This is a genomic window from Paraburkholderia sp. J67 (genome assembly GCF_905220265.1).
GTDB lineage: Bacteria > Pseudomonadota > Gammaproteobacteria > Burkholderiales > Burkholderiaceae > Paraburkholderia.
Genome location: NZ_CAJMZK010000005.1, coordinates 396,636 through 418,369, shown reverse-complemented (window position 1 = coordinate 418,369; position 21,734 = coordinate 396,636). Strand labels below are relative to the sequence as shown.

Sequence of the window (21,734 nt, the reverse complement as noted above, 5' to 3'; positions counted from 1 at the left end):
GCTCATGCATGCGCAGAGCCCGTGCGTTGCTTCTCAATCGATGGTGATGAAGGAGGGTTGATGCGCGTGGTGTGGCCACACCGCGGCGCGAGCGCTAGTCGAGGCTGGGCTCGCCTGCTGCCGATGCGTGAGGCGCGTGTTCTTGCGGTGTGTTGGGCAGCACCAAACGCAGGGCGATCATCCCGGTGACGAGCACGATGGCGGCCACGCCGAGGGCGCTGTCGAGCTTGCCGCTCTGTGTCGTGAGCCAGCCCGTGACGGTGGCGCTAAAAAAGCCGCCGATCGACCCGAGGCTGGCCATGATCGCGATGGCATGGCGCGCGGCGTGATCGGCAAAGCAGATCGTCGGCGTGGTCCAGAAGAGGCTCAGTGCCGTGAAGATGCCAACCGAGCCGACGCACAGGATCGCTGCGCTTGCGAGAGCGCTGTGCGCAAACATCGGCAGCGTCACGAAGGTCACGACCGTGAGACACGCGCCTGCAACGATATGCCAGAAGCGCTCGAGCCGACGGTCCGAATGCAGCGATATCAGATACGCACCCACGGCGCTCGCGAGCGAAATCACGCTGCTATAGAGGCCGATTTCGAGCGGCGTCGCGAGGCCTGCGCTGCGCAACAGCGTGGGCGTCCAGGTCCCGAAGATGTTGAGGCACCAGAAAATCGCGAAGTACACGTACGCAAAACCATACACACGCGGATCGCGCGCGACCTCCATGAAACTCGCGCGCTGACGTGCGAGGGTGCCCACACTTGCCTGCACGTCCGCTTCGATGAAGCGTGCTTCGTCGGCATTGAGCCAGCGCGCGTGGGTGGGGCGCTCGGCGAGCCACCACCAGGCCATCACGCCCAGCGCGATGGAGGGCACGCCTTCGAGAATGAACAGCCATTGCCAGCCTTCTAGCGTCGTGCCGTGGCCGAAACGTTGCAGAATCCAGCCGGCGAGTGGGCCGCCTATCATGCCGGCGACGGTCGGGCTGATCTCGAAGAGACTCATCATCTGTCCGCGCAGACGGTGCGGAAACCAGTAGGTGAGATACAGGATGACGCACGGCGCGAAGGCCGCTTCGCTTGCGCCGATCAAGAAGCGCATCACGTAGAATTCGTGTTGTGTCGTAGCGAATGCGAGCAACACGGTGCAGATGCCCCACGCACCCATAAGCACGGACATCGTGCGCCGCGTGCCGATCACGCCAACGAGCTTCATGCCTGGAATCACGAAGGTCGTATAGCCGAGGAACAGCATGCCCGCGGCGAGTCCATACGCGGCCTCGCTCAGATGGAGGTGCTGGAGGAATTGCAGCTTCGCGAAGCTGATATTGACGCGGTCAACAAAGTTCACCACGTAACAGATGAACAGGAATGTCACGAGCCGCCACGCGACTCGTCGATAGATCAGCGCGGTGCGCTTGGGGGTGTAGGACGCGACTTCTGGCATGGTGTCTCCCTGTTTCCGGCGGATGGTGCGCAGCGCGACTTGGGCGTGCATTGTGGAGGCAGAATACGATGCGTGTTTTTCCTTAACCAAGTTAAAGGTCGTATCGAATACCCTGGGGAGCGTGTTCCCCGTCGTAACGACAAAGGTTGCCTACCTATGACTGACCCCGGTTCGTCCCCCGCGCCGTCGCGCCTGATCGAGCCTCAGACGATCGACGATTTTCTCGTGCTGCGCCTGCGGCGCGTGGCCGTGGCCGCTGCCGACGGGCCCGGCTGGCTCTACGAGCGCGAACTCGGCATCAGCCGGCGCGACCTGCGCGTGCTCGGCCTCATTCGGGATCAGCCGGGTATGACCTCGGGCGCGCTCGCTACCCTGCTCAACGTGAGCGCGGTGCTCGCGAGCCGCACGGTTTCCGCGCTGGCGGCCGAAGGGCTCGTGCGCAAAGTGCGCAATCGCGACGACGCCCGCTCGATCGAACTCGCGCTGAGCGAGAAAGGCGAGAGCGTCTACGCGCGCGGCCTGCAACTGGGCGTCGCGTTCAATCGCGAGCTTGCGAGCTGCCTGTCCGATGAAGAAGCGGGCCTGCTCGACGCGCTGCTGCGGCGACTCGAAGAGCGCGCCCTCAAATTGTCGGAGCGCGAGAAGGCTAAGTTCATGACGGATCGTAAGCGCTGAAGTCAACGCTGAACTTGGTTAAAGGTTTCGTCCTCTCCTACGATCGTGCGAAAACGTCACATCAAGGAGACCCGGTTCATGACTGCCCGCAACGTGCTGTTCATCATGTGTGACCAGCTACGCTTCGATCACCTCGGCTGCAATGGCCATCCATGGCTGCGCACGCGCAATATCGACGCGCTGGCCGCGCGCTCGGTGAGTTTCGATAACGCATTCGTTTCGTCGGGCGTGTGTGGTCCGTCGCGCATGTCGTACTACACGGGGCGCTCGGCGACGAGCCACGGCGCGACCTGGAACCGCGTGCCGATGAACATCGGCGAAATAACACTCGGCGAATATCTTGCGCGGCATGGACGCAGTCTCGCGCTTGCCGGCAAGACGCACATGGTCGCCGATGAGGACGGCATCGCGCGCATGGCGCTCGCCGGGCGCAATGAGGCGCTTGCGTCCCGGCTGCGCGTCGGGCATTTCCATGAGCTCGATCGTTACGATGGTCATCATGAGCCGGGTAGCGAATCGGGCTATCCCGCCTGGTTGCGTGCGCAGGGCTACGAGAGCGCGCGTCCGTGGAGCGATTACGTCATCAGCGTGCAGGACGAGGCGGGAGGCGTGCACTCGGGATGGAAGATGCGTAACGTGCACTGGCCCTCGCGCGTGCTCGAAGCGCACTCTGAAACGGCGTACATGACCGGGCAGGCGATCCGCTTTATCGAAGAGCAAGGCGATACGCCCTGGGCGCTGCATCTTTCGTACGTCAAGCCCCATTGGCCTTATGTCGCGCCGGCGCCGTATCACAACCTCTATTCACTCGATGAGTGCCTGCCGATCAAACGCCGCGAAGCGGAGCTTGTCGATCAGCATCCGGTTTTGCGTGCCTATCGCGAGCAGGAGGAGTGCAGCAACTTCGCGCGCGCCGAAGTCTCGGACAAGGTGCGCCCCGTTTATCAAGGCCTGATCCAGCAACTCGACGATCACCTTGGGCGGCTGTTCGATACGCTGGAGCGGCTAGGGCGCTTCAAGGACACGCTCATCGTCTTCTGCGCCGATCACGGCGATTTTCTCGGCGATCACTGGCTCGGTGAAAAGGAGATGTTCTACGACACCGTGCAACGTGTGCCGATGATCGTCTACGATCCGTCGCCGCGTGCCGATGCCACGCGCGGCACGCGTGAGCGGCGCTTCATGTCCAGCATCGACATCGTGCCGACGGTGCTCGAGAGCCTCGGTTTGCCCATCGACGACGCGCGTATCGAAGGCCGCTCGGTGCTGCCGCTGCTGCGTGGCGAACCGCCGGAAGACTGGCGCGAATTCGTAGTTTCCGAACTCGATTACAGCTTCCGTCGCGCACGTCTGATACTCGGTCGCGAACCCGCCGGGTGCCGCGCGTGGATGGTCCGTGACGCGCGCTGGAAATACGTGCATTGGCAGGGCTTCCGCCCGCAGCTTTTCGACCTCGAGAACGACCCCGACGAGTTCGTCGATCTTGGCGCGGTCGCGGAGTTCGAGCCCGTGCGCGAGACCATGCATCGCAAACTCGGCGAATGGCAGCGTCAGGCGAAGACCCGCGTGACGGTCGACGATGCGCTCGTCATGCGCACAACCGACGTGCACAAATCGAAGGGCGTGTTTTATGGCGAGTGGTGAGGCGTTGCAGCTTCCGTCACGCGAGAGGGCGGCACGACGATCTCGACCTTGCCCGTCGCGACGTCGTACACCAGGCCCGAGATCGTGTAACCGCCGAAGACATCGGCGCTCGACCGCAGGGCCGCCACGTCGAGCGCGACGGCTTTATACGGGTCGTTGATTTCCAGGCTGTCGAGTTCAGCCAGCGTCACCCCCATATGGTGGGCCAGGATCTGTGGCTCATGACAGTAGCAGCGCTTGATGCCACAGTCGGTATGATGCAGGACGACGAGGTTCCAGTCGGGGCCGATGTCGCCGCCTGCCGCAAGCGCAACGGTGCGCAGAATCCGCAGCGTTTCAAATACAGCAGGATTCACCCGGCCGCCGACGTTGCGAAAAATCCCCACCTCGCCGGGCGCGAGCTTGAAGATATCCACGGGATCGACGCGCGGGTCCAGACATCCAATGATGAGCGATCGGCTCGTCGGCATCATCCGCAGGCCCGGATTAAAGCCATTGCCGGCAAACTCAACGTTACGGCGCATCAGGGTGTCGATGTAGTCCATGACGTCTTCCTTGCATCTCGATGGATTGGCCTATGCTTACGGGTACTTTCGTCGCTCGAGGAGCGCGAAGTCCTGCGCACACCGCAATACGGGGAATTTTCGCAAGCGTACCTGCGCAAAACGGTGTGATCTTGGACGAAGCAACGATACGATGGACAAACCGTGGGCGGTCGCGGCAAAGTCGAACGGATTCGGTTTCGAAGCGGCAGGCGCTTGCGGCCGGGCGATTGCAGCGTCCGGCTGAGCACAAGGAGAATATTGCATGACCGAACAACGCTGGAGCCTCGCCGCGCGTGCATTGCGCAGCGCGGCCGACTTCTGGTCGGTGCGTTTCGTGGACGAACGCACCGACGACCACACCGTGCGCAACGACGTCGCGTTGCCTTCGCGTCAGGTGCGCGAGCGCGGCGCGATGGTCACGGCATGGGCCGGCGCAGGCGCGGGCTACGCAGCCACAGCCGATCTCTCGGCGGCAGGCTTGCAGCGCGCGCTGGATATCGCCACCACGCGTGCCCAGGCAGGCGCGGCGCATGCGCTGATCGACCATCGCGAGATCGCGCGGCCCACGCAAAGCGGCAGCTACGTTTCGCCGAATGCGCAGGGCCCGCTGCCGTCGCGGCGCGAGTGGCTCGAGCGCCTGACGCACGAGTGCGCGGCGGCCAACGTCGATGCGCGCATCGTCGAGCGTGTCGCGGGCATGCAGATTACGCAGAGCGACCAGCTTTACCTGACGAGCGACGGCGTGCGCATCGATCAGCAGTTCCGTTTCCTGATGCCGAGCCTGTCCGCTGTCGCGCATGATGACGGCGACACCCAGGAGCGCACGCTCAACGGCCACTACGCCACGCTCGCACAGGGCGGCATGGAAATTCTGGCGCGCTATGGTTTCGACGGCGCGGGCGCGCGCGTCGCCGATGAAGCCCTGCAACTGCTCGCCGCGCCCAACTGCCCGACCGGGCGGCGCGACCTGCTGCTCATGCCCGACCAGATGATGTTGCAGATCCACGAGTCGATCGGCCATCCGCTCGAACTCGACCGCATTCTGGGCGACGAGCGCAATTTCGCAGGCTGGAGCTTCGTGAAGCCCGAGATGTTCGGCCATTACCAGTACGGATCGCCATTGCTCAACGTCAGCTTCGATCCGGACCTGCGTGAAGAGGCCGCTGCCTACGCCTTCGACGACGACGGCAGCGCGGCCAGCAAGCAATACCTGATTCGCGCGGGCGTGCTGGAGCGCCCGCTTGGCGGCGCGCTCTCGCAGCAGCGCGCGGGCCTGCCGGGCGTGGCGAACTCGCGCGCGGCCAACTGGAACCGCCCGCCCATCGACCGCATGGCCAACCTCAACATCGAACCGGGCGACCAGTCGCTCGACGCGATGATTGCGGGCATCGAGCACGGCATTCTGATGAAGACGAATACGTCGTGGTCGATCGACGATCATCGCAACAAATTCCAGTTTGGCTGCGAATTCGGCCAGTTGATCGAGCAGGGCAAGCTCACGCAAGTGGTCAAGCGTCCTGGCTATCGCGGCATTTCCGCGAGCTTCTGGCGCGGTTTGTCGGCCGTCGGCGACGCGTCCACGCGCGCGGTCTACGGCACGCCGATGTGCGGCAAGGGCGAACCCGCCCAGGTGATCCGCGTGGGCCATGCGTCGCCCGCCTGTGTGTTTTCCGATGTCGAAGTGTTTGGAGGGGCGTGATGGCCGAGATGCTTTTTACGCGCGGCGTCGAAGCGATCGACTGGCACGCGCACTTCACCCAGGTCGCCGAGGCGATCGAGCGCCTGTGCCGTCCAGGCGAGACGGTGCTGAGCGCGTTTGCCGGCGAGCAATCCGATTTCATCCGCTTCAATGCGGGCAAGGTGCGCCAGAGCGGCCAGGTCGAACAGGGGCGGCTTACGCTGCGGCTGATCCACGGGGCGCGTCAGGCGTACACGACGTTCGACCTGAGCGGCGACGCATCTGCCGATGTCGATGACGTCACGGACGCGCTGGCATCGCTGCGCGAGAGCCTGCTCGACGCACCGGACGACCCGCACGTCTTGTTCGACACCCGCGCGTGGACGCGCAGCACGCGTCGCGACGGCCGCGTGCCCGATCCGCAGGCGCTCGTCGAACTCGTCGCGCGCGCGGCGCAAGGGCTGGATTTCGTGGGTTTTTACGCGGGCGGGACGCTCGCGCGCGGCTTTGCGTCGACTACGGGCAGCCGCGGCTGGTACGAAGTCGAGAATTTTAATTTCAGCTGGTCGCTCTATCAGCCCAACGGGCGCGCGATCAAGACGACGTATGCGGGCGATGCCTGGGACGACGCCGTATTTGTCGAGAAGGTGCGCACGGCGGCCGAACGTCTGCCGATCCTGCTGCGCGCGCCGCGCGTGCTGACGCCGGGCGGCTATCGCGCCTGGCTTGCGCCCGCGGCGCTATCGGAACTGGTGGAGGCGGCGTCGTGGAACGGCTTTTCGGCACGCGCACAGGCGTCATCGACGAGTCCGCTCTACAAGCTCAATACCGGTGCGGCCGCGTTCGACGCACGGGTGTCGCTGGCGGAATCGCTCGAACTCGGCATCGCTGCGGCGTTCAACGACGACGGCTATCTGCGCGCGAGCGTGCCGCTGATCGATGCGGGGCGCAGCGTCGGCCGCCTCACGAGCGCGCGTTCGGCGCGCGAGTACGGGCTGGAACCCAATGGCGCGCTGCCGCAGGAAATGCCCACATCGCTGGCGATGGCAGGCGGCGACCTCGCGCAGGACGACGTGCTCGCGCGCCTGGGCACCGGGCTGTATATCGGCAATCTGTGGTACGTGAATTTTTCGGATCGCATGAATTGCCGGCTCACTGGCATGACGCGCTTTGCGACGTTCTGGGTGGAAGAGGGCGAGATCGTTGCGCCCGTCGACGCCATGCGCTTCGACGACAACCTGTATGGACTGCTCGGCGATCGGCTGGAAGCGCTTGGCGCGCAGCCGGAACTGCTGCTCTCCGATTCTACCTGGGGGCAGCGCGCGACCGGCGGGCTGCAATTGCCGGGTGCGCTTGTGAAGTCGTTTGAGTTGGTGCTGTAGCGCGAAGGTCAACCAGACGGGGCGGTCTTCACCAGGCTGCCCCGTATCCGAGGCCCCTGCTTGAAATCATAAATATCAATAGTTCACACGCGATAATTATCATTTTTCAATGTGGTGCTGATCGCCAAATAATCCGTCACCAGCTCACACAATGACGGAGACAGCATGTCATCACCCGCCCAGATCAAGCGCGGCATCAGCCTCTATAGCTACCAGGAAGAATTCTTCCTGCGCAAACTGGACCTCGAAGCTTGCCTTGCCGAAGCGTCGCGCATTGGCGCGAATGGTATCGAGATCGTCAGTGAACAGATGATCCCGCGCGCGCCGCACGCCGCTGACGCGTTTTACGCAAAATGGCACGAATGGATGGCGCAATACGGCACCACACCCATCTGTCACGATCTCTTCCTGGATACCAAGCGGTATCCGGATCGTCGCCTGAGCGACGACGAGTGCGTTGCTTCTATCGAAGCCGATCTGCGACACGCCCATCGACTCGGTTGCCGTTTCGTGCGTGTGCTCGTGAGCGTCTCGCCGCATATCCTCGCACGCTGTGTCAGCGCAGCGGAACGTTACGACGTGAAGATGCTGCTCGAAGTCCATTCGCCGCTGCATTTCGATCATCCGTGGATCATGCGTCATGCGGAGTCGATGGAGCAGCTTGGCACGCAGCACATCGGCTTTCTGCCTGACATGGGCATCTTCGTGAAGCGTTATCCGCGGGTCATGCGCGACCGCTTCGTGCGCATGGGCGCACGCGAAGCGGTGGCTGATTTCATCTGCGATGCCTACGCCGACCGCATTCTGTCCGAATACCTGCTACAGGACGTGCGCCAGATGGGCGGCACGGGCGTCGAACTCGCGATGGCCGAAACCGTGCGCCATACGATCTGGTCGAGCCCGCGGCGCCTGCTCGAATTCATGCCGCGCATCCACCATATTCACGCCAAATTCTACGAGATGACCGCGGACGGGATCGAGCCGAGCATTCCTTACGACGAAATCATTCCGGTGCTGATCGAGGGCGGCTACAACGGCTATCTGTCCAGTGAATATGAAGGCAACCGTCACGTGCAGGATGCCTTCGAAGTGGACAGCATCGAACAGGTTCGCAGGCAGCATCGGATGTTCGAAAGCCTGCTCGACCAGCACGCCGCCGTTACCGCCTGATCATCTCTGCAAGGACACGTCACATCATGTTCGACAAATACATCATCTGCGAAAACAGCTTGCGTGCGCGTAGCGGGAACGGTTCGAAAGCGGGCTTCTCGCTGGAATTGCGGTTGCCCTATTACCGGGCGCTGGGTCTTTCGATGGTCGAGAAAATTTCCCTGACGATCGACGGCCAAACGGTGCCGGTCGAGCGCATGACGCTCCATGTCGCCGATGGCGCGTTCGCCGTGGCTGAACTCGGCGGTGTGGACGACGCGCGGTGGGGTTTTGGCGAAGTCGCGCGTATCGAGGTCGACGGCATGAATCTTCCAGAGTGCGCCGGGGCGGATCACGACGTGCAGGTCGAGCAGCACCTGCGCATTTCCTATCTGCCATTCACGCTCATCGGCAAGGATCGCAAGCACCTGGCGCTGTCGACGGCCGAGACTTGATGCGCCGCGTCTAACAAAGCTGATAGCATGCGTTCGCGCGTTATTCGAACGCAGCGGATGCACTAAACGGGGACGGGTGCGAAGAACACCCGCCCGTGCGTGTGCCGGCGCGCTTGCCGCGCGCGCCGGCCGGATCGATGCAGTCGATCACTAAAAGACAGGCCGCGCTGCGGCCACAAGGAGACGCGTATGACAATCAGGACGGAACGCCAGGCCGGCGCCGCGCAAGGCCTCGTGCTCAGCGTGGCATCGACGATGTCGGTGATGGGTGCCGTGGTGATGGCACCTTTGCTGCCAAGCCTTCACGCCGAATTCGCTGCGACACCCGGCGTCGATTTTCTGGTGCCAATGGCGCTGACCGCGCCGTCGCTCTGTGTGGCGCTGCTCGCGCCCGTGATCGGTGTGGCGGCGGACCGTATCGGGCGCCGCCGTGCGTATCTTTTCGCGTTGCTGTTGTACGTGTTGTTCGGCACGGCGCCGCTCTACCTCCAGACGCTGCCGCAGATTCTTGTCAGCCGCATTGGCGTGGGTTTCGCCGAGGCCGTCATCATGGTGTGCAGCACGACGTTGCTGGGCGATTACTTCACCGGCCCGGAGCGGGTGAAATGGTTGTCGGCGCAATCGGGGATTGCCTCGGTGTCGGGCATTGTGTTCATCATGCTCGGCGGCGTGCTGGGACGCGAAAATTGGCGCATCCCCTTCGCCATGTACAGCTTGAGTCTTGTTTTGTTCGCGTTGACCTTGCTTCTGACGTGGGAGCCTGCAGCCCGCGAGCGGGAAGCCGCGCATTCACTGCGTTTTCCCTGGGGCAGCCTGCTGGGCAATGGCGTGCTCACGGTGATCGGCTCGCTGCTGTTCTACCTGATTCCGGTGCAGATGGGGGCGGTGCTGGCCGGGCATGGCGTGACGTCGCCCGCGACCATCGGCGTTCTGATTTCGATCGCGAGCATTCTGATTCCGATCGGCGCGTTTCTGTTTCGCCGCGCGGCGCTGCGCATCCGCCTGGATGCGATCGTTTGCCTGCCGTTTCTATTGATGGGAGTGGGTCTCATCGCGCTCGGCCGAACCAGTGATCCGACGATGGATGTCATCGCTGCGTCGGTGCATCAGCTGGGCGGCGGCTTCGTGCTGCCCGTGCTGCTGACGATGGCGCTGCAACGCCTGCCGTTCGCATTGCGCGGGCGTGGCACAGGTATCTGGATGTGCGCGTTTTTCCTCGGCCAGTTCATCAGCGCGCCCATCGCGATAGGCGCCATGAAGGCGGCGGGTAGCATCGGTGTGTCGCTGGGTTGGCTCGGCGGCTTGAGCCTCGTGGTGTGTGCGGTGCTGGTCGTGGCTGCGGTGCCGCGAGCGAGGCGCGAAGGCTGGGGCGTGCTGCCGAATACGACCACAGGACAGTAAGCGCTAAATCCCGGCTGCGGGACTGCAATCGGCAAGAGATTAACGCCACGCTGGCTACACCAGCGTGGCGTTTGGCTTTCAGATACCGGGCGTCATCTCGCTCGCACAGTCAAGCAGAACGTCGCGAAACCAGACATACGCTGGATCGTTCTCGCGCGCCTGTTGCCATTGCACGACTTCGGCGAGCGGCGGCAACGCAATCGGACAATCGACCACGCGCAGCTCGGGTTCGCGCGCCGCGAAGCGCTCCGCAACGAACGACGGCAGCGTTGCAATCAAAGGCGTGCCTGCCATCGCGAAAGGAATAGCCAGCAGATGCTCGGTGCGCACGACGCGTTCGCGTTGCGCGCGGTGAATCAGTGCGTCGTCGGATTCAATCGTCACGACGCTGCCGTCGAGCAAGGTCGGCACGATATGCGGCAAGGCGTAGAACGTGGCTTCATCGAGCGTTGCCGTTTTGCGACGTGAGCCGAATACGTCGCGATTGCCGCGCCACACAAGACAGCGATACGGCGCACTGAGTAGCGGTCGCCGCGGATGATCCGCCGAGGTGAACAGGGCGGGCAGCACCACGAAATCCAGACCCTGGCGCTCCAGCGCTTCCACTGCGGGCGTGCGCGCCTCACGAAACGCGCTGAACGTACGTACGTTGATGGTCACGCCCGGCGCCTCCTTCGCGAGCCGCGCGCTCACGATCGGCAGCAGGAAGCCTGCGACGATCTCCGAACACGCAATCGCAAAACGCCGTTCAGCGCGCGATGGATCGAAACCGGGTTTGGCCGATGTCAGGGCGCGCGCACGCTCCAGCCAGGCCTGCACGGCGGGCTTCAACTCCAGCGCGACGGGACTCAACACCAGCTTGCGTCCCTCCTGAATCAGCAGCGGATCGCCGAAATGCTCGCGCAGGCGCGCAAGCATCGCACTAATGGCGGGTTGTCCGACGTTGAGGCGATTGGCCACGCGCGTGACGCTCGGGTCGTCCAGCAGCGCGTCCAGCACGATTAGCAGGTTCAGATCAATCGAGCGATAGCGCATTGGCAGCTTTCTCTTTAGAAGTTGCGCGCGCAATCTTCGATCGTGCGCGAGAGCCATACGACCGCCGGGTCGCCCGCATGCGCCGCGCTCACCTGCAATGTTTCCCATACGTCGATTGCGGCGAAAGGCGCAGGCACGATGCGCAACGGCATGGTCCGCGCCCATGCCTGCGCGAGCCGCGACGGCACCGTGCCGATGCGCTCGGTGCCGACGATGAATTCCGGCACAAGCAGGAAGTTCGGCACGATCACTTCGACTTTGCGTGCGATGCCCGCACGATCCAGACGTCGGCCCTCGACGGTATTGGCCGCCGAATCCATGAATGTCGCGATGACATGCGGGAGCGCCGCATAGAGTTTGGCGCTCAGGCGCTCGCCCACATGCGGATTGTCGCGGGCGACGATGCACGTGAAGGTCTCGTGAAAAAGATCCACCGAAGGTTGGTCGGCCGAGGTGAATTCCTTGGGCGCGATCGCGAGATGCGCGCCGCGCCGTTCCAGTTCATCCCCCATCAGATTGCGCGAGCGCGGCAACAGGCCGATTAGCGGGCGCATCGAAAGCGACACGCGCGGCGCATCTTCCATGAGCCGTGCGATCACGCGCGGCATGAACACCTGCGCCACATAGTCGGAACAGAGCACGACGAATTCTTGCTGGGCGTCTCCCGGCACGAATGCATGGTTGGCGTTCGAGATCACGTCGGCACGTTGCAGCAGCGTGCGCAGGACCGGTTGCAATTCATAGCCGAGGGTGGTCGGTGTCATCTGGCGATTGCGCCATTCGAGCAGCGCGTCGTCGAAATGCTCGCGCAGACGCCCCAGCGCCGAGCTGACCGCCGATTGCTTGAGGCCGATGCGCAATGCCGCGCGCGACACGTTGCGCTCGGTGAGCAAGGCGTCGAGCACAACGAGCAGATTCAGATCGAGACCTTTGAGGCGCATGCACAAATTCCCTGCGAGCGGTGGCGTGACGAATTGTGCGAAACAATACTTCGCTTGCGCTGTTAGTGATTTCCCCAGGCCGTGATGCGGCGCTAACGGGTGCAAAGCCCGTATTGCCGCGGCTCGCGCGGCGATGGCGAGCCATCACAAAAATCAATACACGGCTCGCGAAATTTATCATTTTTCGGCATGGCGGCGCCTGGAAATAATCCATTCCACGCGCTGAACACCGCGCGAACACAGAAGACGACACACGGCCCACACCACGCGGGCCTCATGAAAACGAAGCTGAAAAGCAGGTCAGGAGACGACGACAATGAATTGCCAACGCGACGGATACCCGCGCAGAGCCGTTCCCTTATGGCACCGCAGGGAAGAGCGGGTGCACATGCGCCGCCTGTATCTAGCGGTCGGTGTGTGCCTCGTGGGAAGCGCGATGAGTTCTGCTGCCAGCGCGCAGTCGGTCACGCTGTACGGCACGCTGGACACGGGCCTGACCTATATCTCGAACAGCGGTGGCAGCAAGCTTATCGAAATGCAGCCGAACATCATGTGGAAAAGCGCGTTCGGCATGCGCGGCAGCGAGGATCTCGGCGGTGGCACCAAGGCGTTCTTCGACGTGAGCAAGACCTTCAACACGTCGACCGGTGCGGATTATGGCTTCGGACCGTCGATGGGGTTGAGCAACGACCGTTGGGGCACGCTCACGATGGGCCAGCTGAACGACTTCATGTTCCTTTCGCTCACCGTACAGCGCTGGGGCCCGGAACTGTATTCGATGCCTCCGTACAACACCTCGGCTGGGCCGTTCACGTCGCTCGGACTCACGTCCGGATCGACCGACTTCAATGGCACGGCGGGCTGGTACGTATTCAACAATGCGGTCAGCTATCGTTCGCCGACCATTGACGGCCTGACCGTAGGCGCGATGTACGCGTTCGGCAACGTGGCCGGACATGTGGGCCGCGGCGACACCCAAAGCTACGGCGCCGATTACAGCATCGGCCCGGTGCAACTCGACGCGGCCTATACGCTCTCGCGTTCGACCGACATGGTCGAGAGCGGCGCGGCGTTACGCAATTGGGGCTTTGGCGGCCGTGTGGCCGTGGGCGGCTCCTGGCTCGATGCGCTGTACACCAACACGCGCAACACGGGGCTCGGCACGGGCGTACAGGTGGCGAGTGTCGGCGGGCAGTTTCCGGTGACGCGCAACACCGTGATGTCACTCAACTATCACTACGACTGGGCCAACGCGGCGGCGGACAGCTATCACGCGCATCAGATCTCGGCGGGCCTGTTCTATGGCTTTTCGCGGCGCACGGATGTCTACGTGACGCTCACGTGGCAGCGCGCGAGCGGCGACGGCGCGACCGCGATGGTCGACTACACACAGTCGCGCTCGTCCACCGCCACGCAGACCGTGGCGCGCGTCGGCATTACGCACCGCTTCTGAGTGCGCTTCATTCGCTCCCATCGAGGAACCATCATGTTGACACGCATTTTGCTTGCCGTTCTGCTCGCGGCCTTGTTGCCCGTTGCCACCATGAGCCGCGCGGGCGCGGCCGAGGAAGTCAAACGCGTCTGCCGCAACGTCTGGAAGCACGACCACTACGAGGAAAAGTGTCACACGGTCCGGCGCGCGCCGCCGCCCGCACCGCGTATCGACGCACCGCCGCCGCCGCCGAACTCGAAGAAGGATGGCCCGCAGAGCGGCCCGCTCAAGCATCCGCGAGCGACCAAAGATGTTCAGCCGGTGAGCGTAAAGCGCCCGGTATCGAACTGACGATCGAAAGCCCTATCCACGAAATCTCCTCGCCATGAAAACGATACTCGGCCCCGCCATTTTTCTCGCGCAGTTCGCCAGCGACGTCGCGCCGTTTAATTCACTCGACGCGATTGCACGCTGGGCGGCGGGGCTGGGTTATCGCGGCGTGCAGATCCCGTCGTGGGATACGCGGCTGATCGATCTGCGACGAGCCGCTACGAGTCAGACCTATGCCGATGAAGTGCGCGGCACGCTCGCGGAACACGGCGTGGTGGTGACGGAACTGTCCACGCATTTGCAGGGGCAACTGGTGGCCGTGCACCCGGCATACGACGACGCGTTCGATGGCTTTTGCCCGCCCGAATTGCGCGGTAAGCCGCACGCGCGCCAACAATGGGCCGTCGAGCAATTGATGCTGGCTGCGCAGGCGAGCCGTCGCCTTGGACTGAATGCGCACGCAACCTTCTCGGGGGCGTTGGCGTGGCCGTTTTTCTATCCCTGGCCCCAGCGGCCGGCTGGGCTTGTGGAGATGGCATTCGAGGAACTGGCGCGCCGCTGGCGGCCGATTCTCGACGTCTTCGACGAAGCGGGTGTTGACGTATGTTTCGAGATTCACCCCGGCGAAGACCTGCACGATGGCGCGAGCTTCGAGCGCTTTCTCGATGCGCTCGGCGGCCACGCGCGCGCCAACATGCTTTACGACCCGAGCCATCTGCTTCTCCAGCAGATGGATTACCTCGCGTTCCTCGACCTTTATCACGAGCGAATCAAGGCCGTGCATATCAAGGATGCCGAATTCCGTCCCAATGGACGCAGCGGCGTCTATGGCGGCTATGGATCCTGGCTCGAGCGCGCGGGACGTTTTCGCTCGCTCGGCGATGGCCAGATCGATTTTCGCGCGATTTTCTCGAAGCTCGCGCAATACGACTTCGATGGTTGGGCGGTGCTCGAATGGGAATGTGCGCTCAAGGACGCCACGGTGGGCGCACGCGAAGGCGCGCGATTCATCGCGGATCACATCATTGAAGTCACGGCGCGCGCGTTCGACGACTTCGCGGCGTCGAACGTGGATGAAGCCGCCAACCGTCGATTGCTCGGGCTTGCTTGAGCTTACCTCTTCAGGATTACGAGTCATGAAGGACATTATTCGCATTGGCATGGTGGGCGGCGGCGAAGGCGCGTTCATCGGCGCGGTGCATCGCATGGCGGCGCGGCTCGATGGCCAGTATCGCCTCGTGGCGGGAGCGTTTTCCTCCGATGCGCAGCGCTCGCGTGCCTCGGGCATGGCGTTGGGCATCGAGCCGACGCGAGCCTATGCCGACTGGCGAGCGATGCTCGACGGCGAAGCACAGCGCGCCGATGGTATCGAAGCCGTCGTCATCGTCACGCCCAATCATCTGCATGCGCGTGTCGCGCGCGATTGCCTGGCGGCGGGGCTGCATGTGCTCTGCGACAAACCGCTGGCGAACACGCTCGATGAGGCCCATGAACTCCTGCAAGTTGCACGCGCTTCGCAACGCTTGTTCGGCGTGACGTACACGTATAGCGGCTACCCGCTCGTGCGCCACGCGCGTGCTCTCGTGGCGGCAGGTGAAATCGGCGAGATCCGTTCGGTGCAGGTGCGCTATGCGCAGGACTGGCTGAGCACGCCTGTCGAGATGGCTGGCAACAAGCAGGCCGCCTGGCGCAGCGACCCGGCGCTGGCCGGCGAGGGTGGCGCGATTGCCGACATCGGCACGCACGCGTATCACCTCGCGCGCTATGTGAGCGGGCTTGATGCGCAAGCGCTACTTGCCGATCTGACAAGTGCCGTGACGGGCCGCCGCGTGGACGACAACGCCCATGTGCTGCTGCGCTACGCCAATGGTGCGCGCGGCATGTTGTGGGCGAGCCAGACCGCGCCGGGCAACGCGAACAATCTGGAACTGGCCATTTATGGCTCGCGCGGTGGTTTGAACTGGCGGCAGGAAGCCCCTGACGAATTGTGGTTTGCGCCGCTTGGCGAGAGCGCGCGCGTGATACGGCGCGGTGATGCAAGTCTGTGTGCGGCAGCCACTACGGCAACTCGTGTGCCGATGGGACATCCCGAAGGCTACCTGGAGGCATTTGCCAATCTCTACGCCGATTTCGCCGCTGCAATCCACGCTCATCGCGCTGGCGAAAGCCATACGCACGCGAACAGGTTTCCCACTATCGAGGATGGACTCGACGGCATGCGCTTCATTCGAGCGGCACTGACGTCGTCGCGTGAAGGTGGCGTCTGGCTGCCGCTGCGCTGAATTTTTCCAGAGGCTTTCACCGACATGTTCCGATATTTCCCGACCCGCTACGGCGGGAACCTCGCCGTCGATCTCGCGCTCGAGATGGGCGGCGGCAATTCTTTGAAAAATGATTGGCGAGAATGACGATGAGCAATGATGGTGATGTATTCGACTATGTGATCGTGGGCGCGGGTTCGTCGGGAAGTGTGCTGGCCGATCGCCTCACGCGCGATGGGAAAAGCCGCGTGTTATTGCTCGAAGCGGGCGGCGACAACGAATCCGAACTCGTACGCATGCCGCGCGCGTTCATGAAAATGTGGGGTAATCCGCAATACTTCTGGCAGTTTCCCGTCAAGGCGCAGAAAGATCGTCCGGCCAATGAGACGTGGGTTTATGGACGTGGGCTCGGCGGATCGAGTTCGACCAACGGCACCTGGTATCTGCGCGGCATGCCCGCGGACTACGACGCATGGCACGCAATGGGTCTGCACGAATGGTCGTGGCGTGAAGTCGAGCGATGCTTCAACGATATGGAAAACTACCGGTATCGCCATGCGCACGCTTCGCGGGGGCGTAGCGGCCCATTGCAGGTGACGGAGTTGCCGTTTCGCTCTCCCGTTATTCGCGCGGCGCGCGAGGCGGGCAGACAGATGGGACTGCCTGTGCTCGACGATATCAACACGCCTGGCACTCAGGGTATCGGTTATACGCAGGCAACGGTCGATCGGCGCGGACGTCGCGCGTCGGCCTATCGCGCGTTTCTCAAACCGGCGATGCGTCGCGCGAATCTCACGGTCATAACGGGGGCGCTCGCGCAGCGTATCGAATTCGACGGCACGCGCGCGATAGGGGTGCGATTTCGCGTGGACGGCGCAAACCGTTTCGCGCGTGCACGAAACGAAGTGATTCTCTGCGCGGGCGTGCTTCAGAGTCCGAAACTGTTGCAGCTATCCGGTGTCGGTCCCGCTGATGTGCTGGAGAAGGCCGGCGTCGAACTCGTCAAGAATCTGCCTGCGGTGGGCCGCCATCTCGCCGATCACGCGATGTTTTCGATCTCGTTTCGCATGCGCAACGATCCGGGATTCAACCGCGAATTCCACGGCTGGCGCTTGATGCGACATGTGCTTCAGTACTACACGACGCGCCGCGGGCTGATGGCGTATACGTCTCCGGAACTGACGGCGCTGGTTTCAATGCGGTCTCCGTCGCATTGGCCGGATGTGCAGTTCGGCGTGGGGCCGTTCTCGATGCGCTCGAGCGAGGAAATCAAGGCCGATCCGGGGCGCGGGGCGCTCGAAGATCAACCGGGTCTCACCCTCAACGGTTATTACCTGCGACCCAAAAGTCGCGGCAGCGTGGCGATCCAGTCGGCGGATGTCGCGCAACCGGTGCTGGTGGACGCCAACTGGTGGGGGGACCCCGAGGACCGCAAACTGCTCGTGGATATGCTGCGTCTCATGCGCGAATTTGCGGCCCAGCCCGCGCTCGCACCGTACATCGTGCATGAGGTCGTGCCGGGCGCGCAACATCAGAGCGACGAGGCCATTTTCGAAGCGCTGAAGTGGCTGGTCAGCCCAGGCGTTCACGCGACAGGGACGTGCCGTATGGGCTCGCCGGAGGACTCGGTCCTGGACTCACGCCTGCGTGTGCACGGGTTGGAAGGTTTGCGCGTGGTCGATTGTTCGTCGATGCCGACGTTGCCGTCGGGCAATACGAATGGCCCGGCGATGATGCTGGGTTATCGGGCTGCCGAGTTGATTCTTGAAGACCGGGAGAGCGGTTGCGCACGCCGTGATTCGGCGAAGGCAGTCTCTTTTGGGCGCAGCGAAGATGGGCTGCGTTCGGAACCCTTGGGCCTTGCCAATCGAAGCCCTACTTCAGGAGTTTGAACGAGAGAGTCCATCGATCGTTCGCACGATTTACGATTCAGGGCAGCGCGCCTCGACTCCGGGCCACACGGCTGGGGCCGGGGAGTTCAGGCGCGTTGCAATCGTTGAAGCGATAGATGCCAGCGTCGTTGGATGGCCGGACCCGTAGCGCGTCGGGCCGCACGCTCAGGGCATACACTTCAAGCTCTACCACCGGCTGAGCGTTCATCATCCATGCGGGGGGGCACCATGTCTGAGCGCGATAAGGTATTTGCAGGCTCGATCCCGAAGTTCTACGATACGCTGATGGTCCCGCTGATCTTCGCGGACTATGCCGCTGACCTGGCGGAGCTTGTCGCGGCCTCGTCGCCCGCGTCGGTGCTTGAAACGGCGGCCGGTAGCGGTGTCGTCACGCGGGCGCTTGCACCAAAACTCCCTGTTGGCGCGCGCTACGTCGTCACCGACCTCAATCAGCCCATGCTCGACCATGCCGCCGCGAGGCAAGTGCCCGATAGCCGTATCGAATGGCGGCGAGTGGACGCGCTCGACCTGCCGTTCGACGACGCATCGTTCGACGTCGTTTGCTGCCAGTTCGGTGCGATGTTTTTCCCGGACAGGGTCCTCGGCTATACCGAGGCGCGTCGCGTGCTGAGACCAGCAGGGCGCTTTATCTTCAATGTCTGGGACCGTATCGAAGAGAATGCCTTTGCCGACGACGTCACCATCGCTGTCGCCGCCGTGTTTCCGCACGATCCTCCGGGATTTCTCGCCCGCACGCCGCACGGCTACCACGATACGGCCTTGATCCGGGAGGAGTTGCGGCGCGCGGGGTTCGCTGACATCGAGATCGAGACACGGGAGAAAGTGAGTCGCGCGGCCTCGGCGCGCGACGCTGCGGCTGCCTACTGCCTGGGGACGCCGTTGCGTAACGAAATCGAGGCGCGTGACGCCAACCTGCTTCAGCTCGCTATGGATCGCGCGACTCAGGCGATTGCCAGGCGCCACGGTGAAGGCCCGGTGACCGGCAAAATCCAGGCGCATGTGATCGTGGCGACTCGATAGACAAAGCAAGTTTTGTGTTTGGCGGATCTCACGAAGCCTGCGGTACTATCGACATCGAAGATGCCAACGCGCGACGTGAGCGAACGACTACGCCGCCGCGTACTTCGAAACTCCTGAAAACCCGTTCACGATCGGACTGTCAAGGCCATGAGCTTTCACACCTATATGTTGTTCGTTGGTGCCAGTCTTCTTTTGTGCCTCGTCCCGGGGCCCGATATGCTGTTTCTGCTCGGGCGAACGATCGCCCAGGGACGTACCGCCGGCCTATGCGCCGCGTTCGGAATCAATCTGGGTGCTTATGTGCACTTGCTTGCTGCCGTGACGGGGCTTTCCGCCTTGATCCTTGCGTCCGCAACAGCATTCACAGCCGTGAAGTGGATGGGTGCCGCCTATCTTCTTTACCTGGGTGTTGGAGCACTTCGCTCCAAAGGGAACGTCGCATTCGCAGCGGGCGACGTTCGCCCGAGCGCATTACAGCGCATCTTTTGGCAAGGCTTTCTCAACGATGTTCTGAACCCCAAAGTGGCGCTGTTCTACGTCGCGTTGCTGCCTCAGTTCATGAGCGCACAAGATCCAGCTCCTGTGACGCATCTGATTGCGTTGGGTGTTGTGGGCAATATGGTTGGTATCGCAACGAGCATCACCTATGTGTTTCTTGCAGCACGGCTGACAGATTCGCTTCGCCGCAATCCCACGCTCTCTGCCTTGTTGACCAAGGCGATGGGCGCCTTGTTTGTTGGATTGGGCTTGAAGTTGGCCACTGAGAAAGTCTGAGGGGACGGCGTCGAAGCGCGTCGAACCGTCTGAGTGCATCCTTGAACGGACATTGAGTGTGCTCGCCACTCAATGTCCGTATCCGGATCGTCTGGAGCCATCCAACCTGGCCACGCAACAGGATTCAGAAGAAAACGTTCAGATTCGCCAGCACGTTCAGAGCGGAGCCGGTGTTGGTTTGATACGCGATCGTGGTCGGATGATTGACATAGCTGACACCAACGCCTGCGTAGACCCCACGCGCTAGGCGCGCACTGTATGACAACGTCACCGCCTTGCTATCGCGATGCACCATGTCGCCTTTGCCCGCATATTCCTCGATGGCGTAGCTGCTCCACACGGTGTCGGTCAACACAAGCGAGACGAGATCGTAGGGTCGGTTGCCGATCAGCCCTTTGCCATAGAGGCGTGCTTCGTAATACTGACTAACCGCATTTTCCGCTGGCGGGGCGTACATCACCGAAGCACCGAGATAGACGCCCCGTCCCGGCGAGCTGCCGGGATGCGTCTGCCAGATCTGGCGATCGGCGAGCAGGTAGTACCAGCTGTTGTGATCCACGTGCGTACCTGGATGCGCGTAGCTCGTGGTTGTGCTGGTGTTGAAGGCGCCACCTGCGCGGATCCACGTGTACGGCACGCCTTCTGCCGGCGTCTGCCGATAGCCCGCCTCGCCGAGGTACAGCACGCCAGAATTGGGCGTGGTCCAGTCGAGGCTCGCACCGTTGTAACGAATCTCCGTTTGCAGACCGGCCGGATTCACTGCGCGTTGCACGCCGCCCTTCAGGTAGAGCGTATTCGTCGGATGCCAGGTGATATCGATGCCCGGCGTCGGTGTCTCGTTGTTCGACATGCCGCCTTGCAGCGGAATGCTGCCGGACGGTCCGAACACGCTTGAAGCAAGGCTGCCGCCCACGCTGTAGTTCACGAACTCCCATGAATTCGTCACGTAGCCGAGCTTCAGCTCCATCTGCCGGTTGAACATCGTCTGGTAGTAGGTCGCCTCGGAGATGCCGAGTTTGTTCGGCCCCATCGGCTGCCACGACACCCAGTTCCACATTCCCGCGACGTACAGTTGTCCGTCCGGGATGCCGAAGCGGGACAGGTCGTACGTCACGCCCATATACATGGTGTTGTACCAGGTGAAGCGCTGCCCGTTGTATTGCTGCGTTCCTGCATTGCCGCGCGACACGCCGGACAGGACGTTCTGCGCGGCGTTGATGAGGTCCATGCCGAAGAATCCGATCCCGAGATCGGCAAGTTTCTTTCGTAGGCCGAAAGTTTGAGGATCGATCGTGTCCGCCGGTCCCGGCAGGCCGATGTTGAATCCCTTCGGCTGAAGGCTGGCGTAAAGCGCTGCATCGTCGATCTGGACGGGCACCGGTGGCGGCGTCGTCGCGCGGCTTGCCGCGTCGACGACCGGGTCGTTCGATGCGCTGACCAGATCGGCCGCCGCCGCGGGCAGCGCGACAATAGTCAGGCCGAGTCCAACGGTGGATGCAATGATGGCGGCGCGCGCTCGCGGCTTTTGACGGTACGCGCGTACCGCGCCGCTGCGTGTTTTCAATTGAATCGTTGACTTCATGACACAACTCGAATGAAGAAACCCGAATGAAGAAACCCGATTCCGGGCAAAGCCTGGCCCTGCCCGGAATCAAAGGGCTTCC

At 62.8% G+C, this 21,734-nt stretch carries 19 protein-coding genes; 14 read left to right on the top strand and 5 right to left on the bottom strand.

What is annotated here, in order from left to right; all coding sequences use genetic code 11:
• Positions 1–94: 94 nt before the first annotated feature.
• Positions 95–1,435, bottom strand: coding sequence for an MFS transporter (locus tag U5782_RS13430; protein ID WP_322044297.1), 1,341 nt, complete (start codon positions 1,433–1,435; stop codon positions 95–97).
• A 156-nt stretch (positions 1,436–1,591) separates the two neighbouring features.
• On the opposite strand from U5782_RS13430, the gene U5782_RS13425 reads away from it, so the two are divergent.
• Positions 1,592–2,110, top strand: a complete 519-nt coding sequence (locus U5782_RS13425) for a MarR family winged helix-turn-helix transcriptional regulator (protein WP_322044296.1) — start codon at positions 1,592–1,594, stop codon at positions 2,108–2,110.
• A 78-nt stretch (positions 2,111–2,188) separates the two neighbouring features.
• Positions 2,189–3,754, top strand: a complete 1,566-nt coding sequence (locus U5782_RS13420; protein WP_322044295.1) for a sulfatase-like hydrolase/transferase — start codon at positions 2,189–2,191, stop codon at positions 3,752–3,754.
• Here U5782_RS13420 and U5782_RS13415 read toward each other — a convergent pair.
• A complete protein-coding gene (locus tag U5782_RS13415; protein ID WP_322044294.1) occupies positions 3,739–4,299 on the bottom strand; it encodes a carbonic anhydrase in 561 nt (186 codons plus the stop codon). The two genes, U5782_RS13420 and U5782_RS13415, sit on opposite strands and share 16 nt — an antisense overlap.
• 262 nt (positions 4,300–4,561) lie before the next feature.
• On the opposite strand from U5782_RS13415, the gene U5782_RS13410 reads away from it, so the two are divergent.
• From U5782_RS13410 to U5782_RS13390, 5 genes are all read left to right on the top strand, one after another.
• Positions 4,562–5,998, top strand: coding sequence for a TldD/PmbA family protein (locus U5782_RS13410; protein ID WP_322044293.1), 1,437 nt, complete (start codon positions 4,562–4,564; stop codon positions 5,996–5,998).
• The gene (locus U5782_RS13405; RefSeq protein WP_322044292.1) at positions 5,998–7,359 is read left to right on the top strand and encodes a TldD/PmbA family protein; all 1,362 of its coding nucleotides are present in this window, start codon (positions 5,998–6,000) and stop codon (positions 7,357–7,359) included. Before U5782_RS13410 ends, U5782_RS13405 begins: the two co-directional genes overlap by 1 nt.
• Positions 7,360–7,524: 165 nt before the next feature.
• Entirely contained in the window at positions 7,525–8,529 is a 1,005-nt protein-coding gene (locus U5782_RS13400) for a sugar phosphate isomerase/epimerase family protein (RefSeq protein WP_322044291.1), read from the top strand.
• A 26-nt stretch (positions 8,530–8,555) separates the two neighbouring features.
• The gene (locus tag U5782_RS13395) at positions 8,556–8,963 is read left to right on the top strand and encodes a C-glycoside deglycosidase beta subunit domain-containing protein (protein WP_322044290.1); all 408 of its coding nucleotides are present in this window, start codon (positions 8,556–8,558) and stop codon (positions 8,961–8,963) included.
• A gap of 189 nt (positions 8,964–9,152) precedes the next feature.
• Positions 9,153–10,364 carry an MFS transporter gene (locus tag U5782_RS13390; RefSeq protein WP_322044289.1) on the top strand — a complete coding sequence of 404 codons (1,212 nt, stop codon included), beginning with the start codon at positions 9,153–9,155 and terminating at the stop codon, positions 10,362–10,364.
• Between the two features lie 78 nt (positions 10,365–10,442).
• Here U5782_RS13390 and U5782_RS13385 read toward each other — a convergent pair whose 3' ends face one another.
• Both U5782_RS13385 and U5782_RS13380 read right to left on the bottom strand, forming a co-directional pair.
• Positions 10,443–11,399, bottom strand: coding sequence for a LysR family transcriptional regulator (locus tag U5782_RS13385; RefSeq protein WP_322044288.1), 957 nt, complete (start codon positions 11,397–11,399; stop codon positions 10,443–10,445).
• Positions 11,400–11,413: 14 nt separating this feature from the next.
• Positions 11,414–12,340, bottom strand: coding sequence for a LysR family transcriptional regulator (locus U5782_RS13380; protein WP_322044287.1), 927 nt, complete (start codon positions 12,338–12,340; stop codon positions 11,414–11,416).
• Between the two features lie 436 nt (positions 12,341–12,776).
• On the opposite strand from U5782_RS13380, the gene U5782_RS13375 reads away from it, so the two are divergent.
• The 7 genes from U5782_RS13375 (at position 12,777) to U5782_RS13345 (ending at position 20,070) form a co-directional block, all read left to right on the top strand.
• Positions 12,777–13,793 (top strand): porin, encoded by a 1,017-nt coding sequence (locus tag U5782_RS13375; RefSeq protein WP_322044286.1) that lies wholly within the window; start codon positions 12,777–12,779, stop codon positions 13,791–13,793.
• A 33-nt stretch (positions 13,794–13,826) separates the two neighbouring features.
• A complete protein-coding gene (locus U5782_RS13370) occupies positions 13,827–14,123 on the top strand; it encodes a hypothetical protein (RefSeq protein ID WP_322044285.1) in 297 nt (98 codons plus the stop codon).
• Positions 14,124–14,157: 34 nt separating this feature from the next.
• Positions 14,158–15,213 (top strand): sugar phosphate isomerase/epimerase, encoded by a 1,056-nt coding sequence (locus U5782_RS13365; RefSeq protein ID WP_322044284.1) that lies wholly within the window; start codon positions 14,158–14,160, stop codon positions 15,211–15,213.
• 25 nt (positions 15,214–15,238) lie between these two features.
• Positions 15,239–16,384: a Gfo/Idh/MocA family oxidoreductase gene (locus U5782_RS13360; protein WP_322044283.1), complete on the top strand. Its 1,146-nt coding sequence runs from the start codon at positions 15,239–15,241 to the stop codon at positions 16,382–16,384.
• Between the two features lie 128 nt (positions 16,385–16,512).
• Entirely contained in the window at positions 16,513–18,255 is a 1,743-nt protein-coding gene (locus tag U5782_RS13355; protein ID WP_322044282.1) for a GMC family oxidoreductase, read from the top strand.
• 228 nt (positions 18,256–18,483) lie between these two features.
• Complete coding sequence (locus U5782_RS13350; RefSeq protein WP_322044334.1) at positions 18,484–19,296, top strand: class I SAM-dependent methyltransferase; 813 nt, start codon at positions 18,484–18,486, stop codon at positions 19,294–19,296.
• Between the two features lie 147 nt (positions 19,297–19,443).
• Positions 19,444–20,070 carry a LysE family translocator gene (locus U5782_RS13345; protein WP_322044281.1) on the top strand — a complete coding sequence of 209 codons (627 nt, stop codon included), beginning with the start codon at positions 19,444–19,446 and terminating at the stop codon, positions 20,068–20,070.
• Positions 20,071–20,194: 124 nt separating this feature from the next.
• On the opposite strand, the gene U5782_RS13340 is transcribed toward U5782_RS13345, so the two are convergent.
• On the bottom strand, positions 20,195–21,652 hold the full coding sequence (locus U5782_RS13340) for a carbohydrate porin (RefSeq protein WP_322044280.1): 1,458 nt from the start codon (positions 21,650–21,652) through the stop codon (positions 20,195–20,197).
• Positions 21,653–21,734 lie beyond the last annotated feature (82 nt).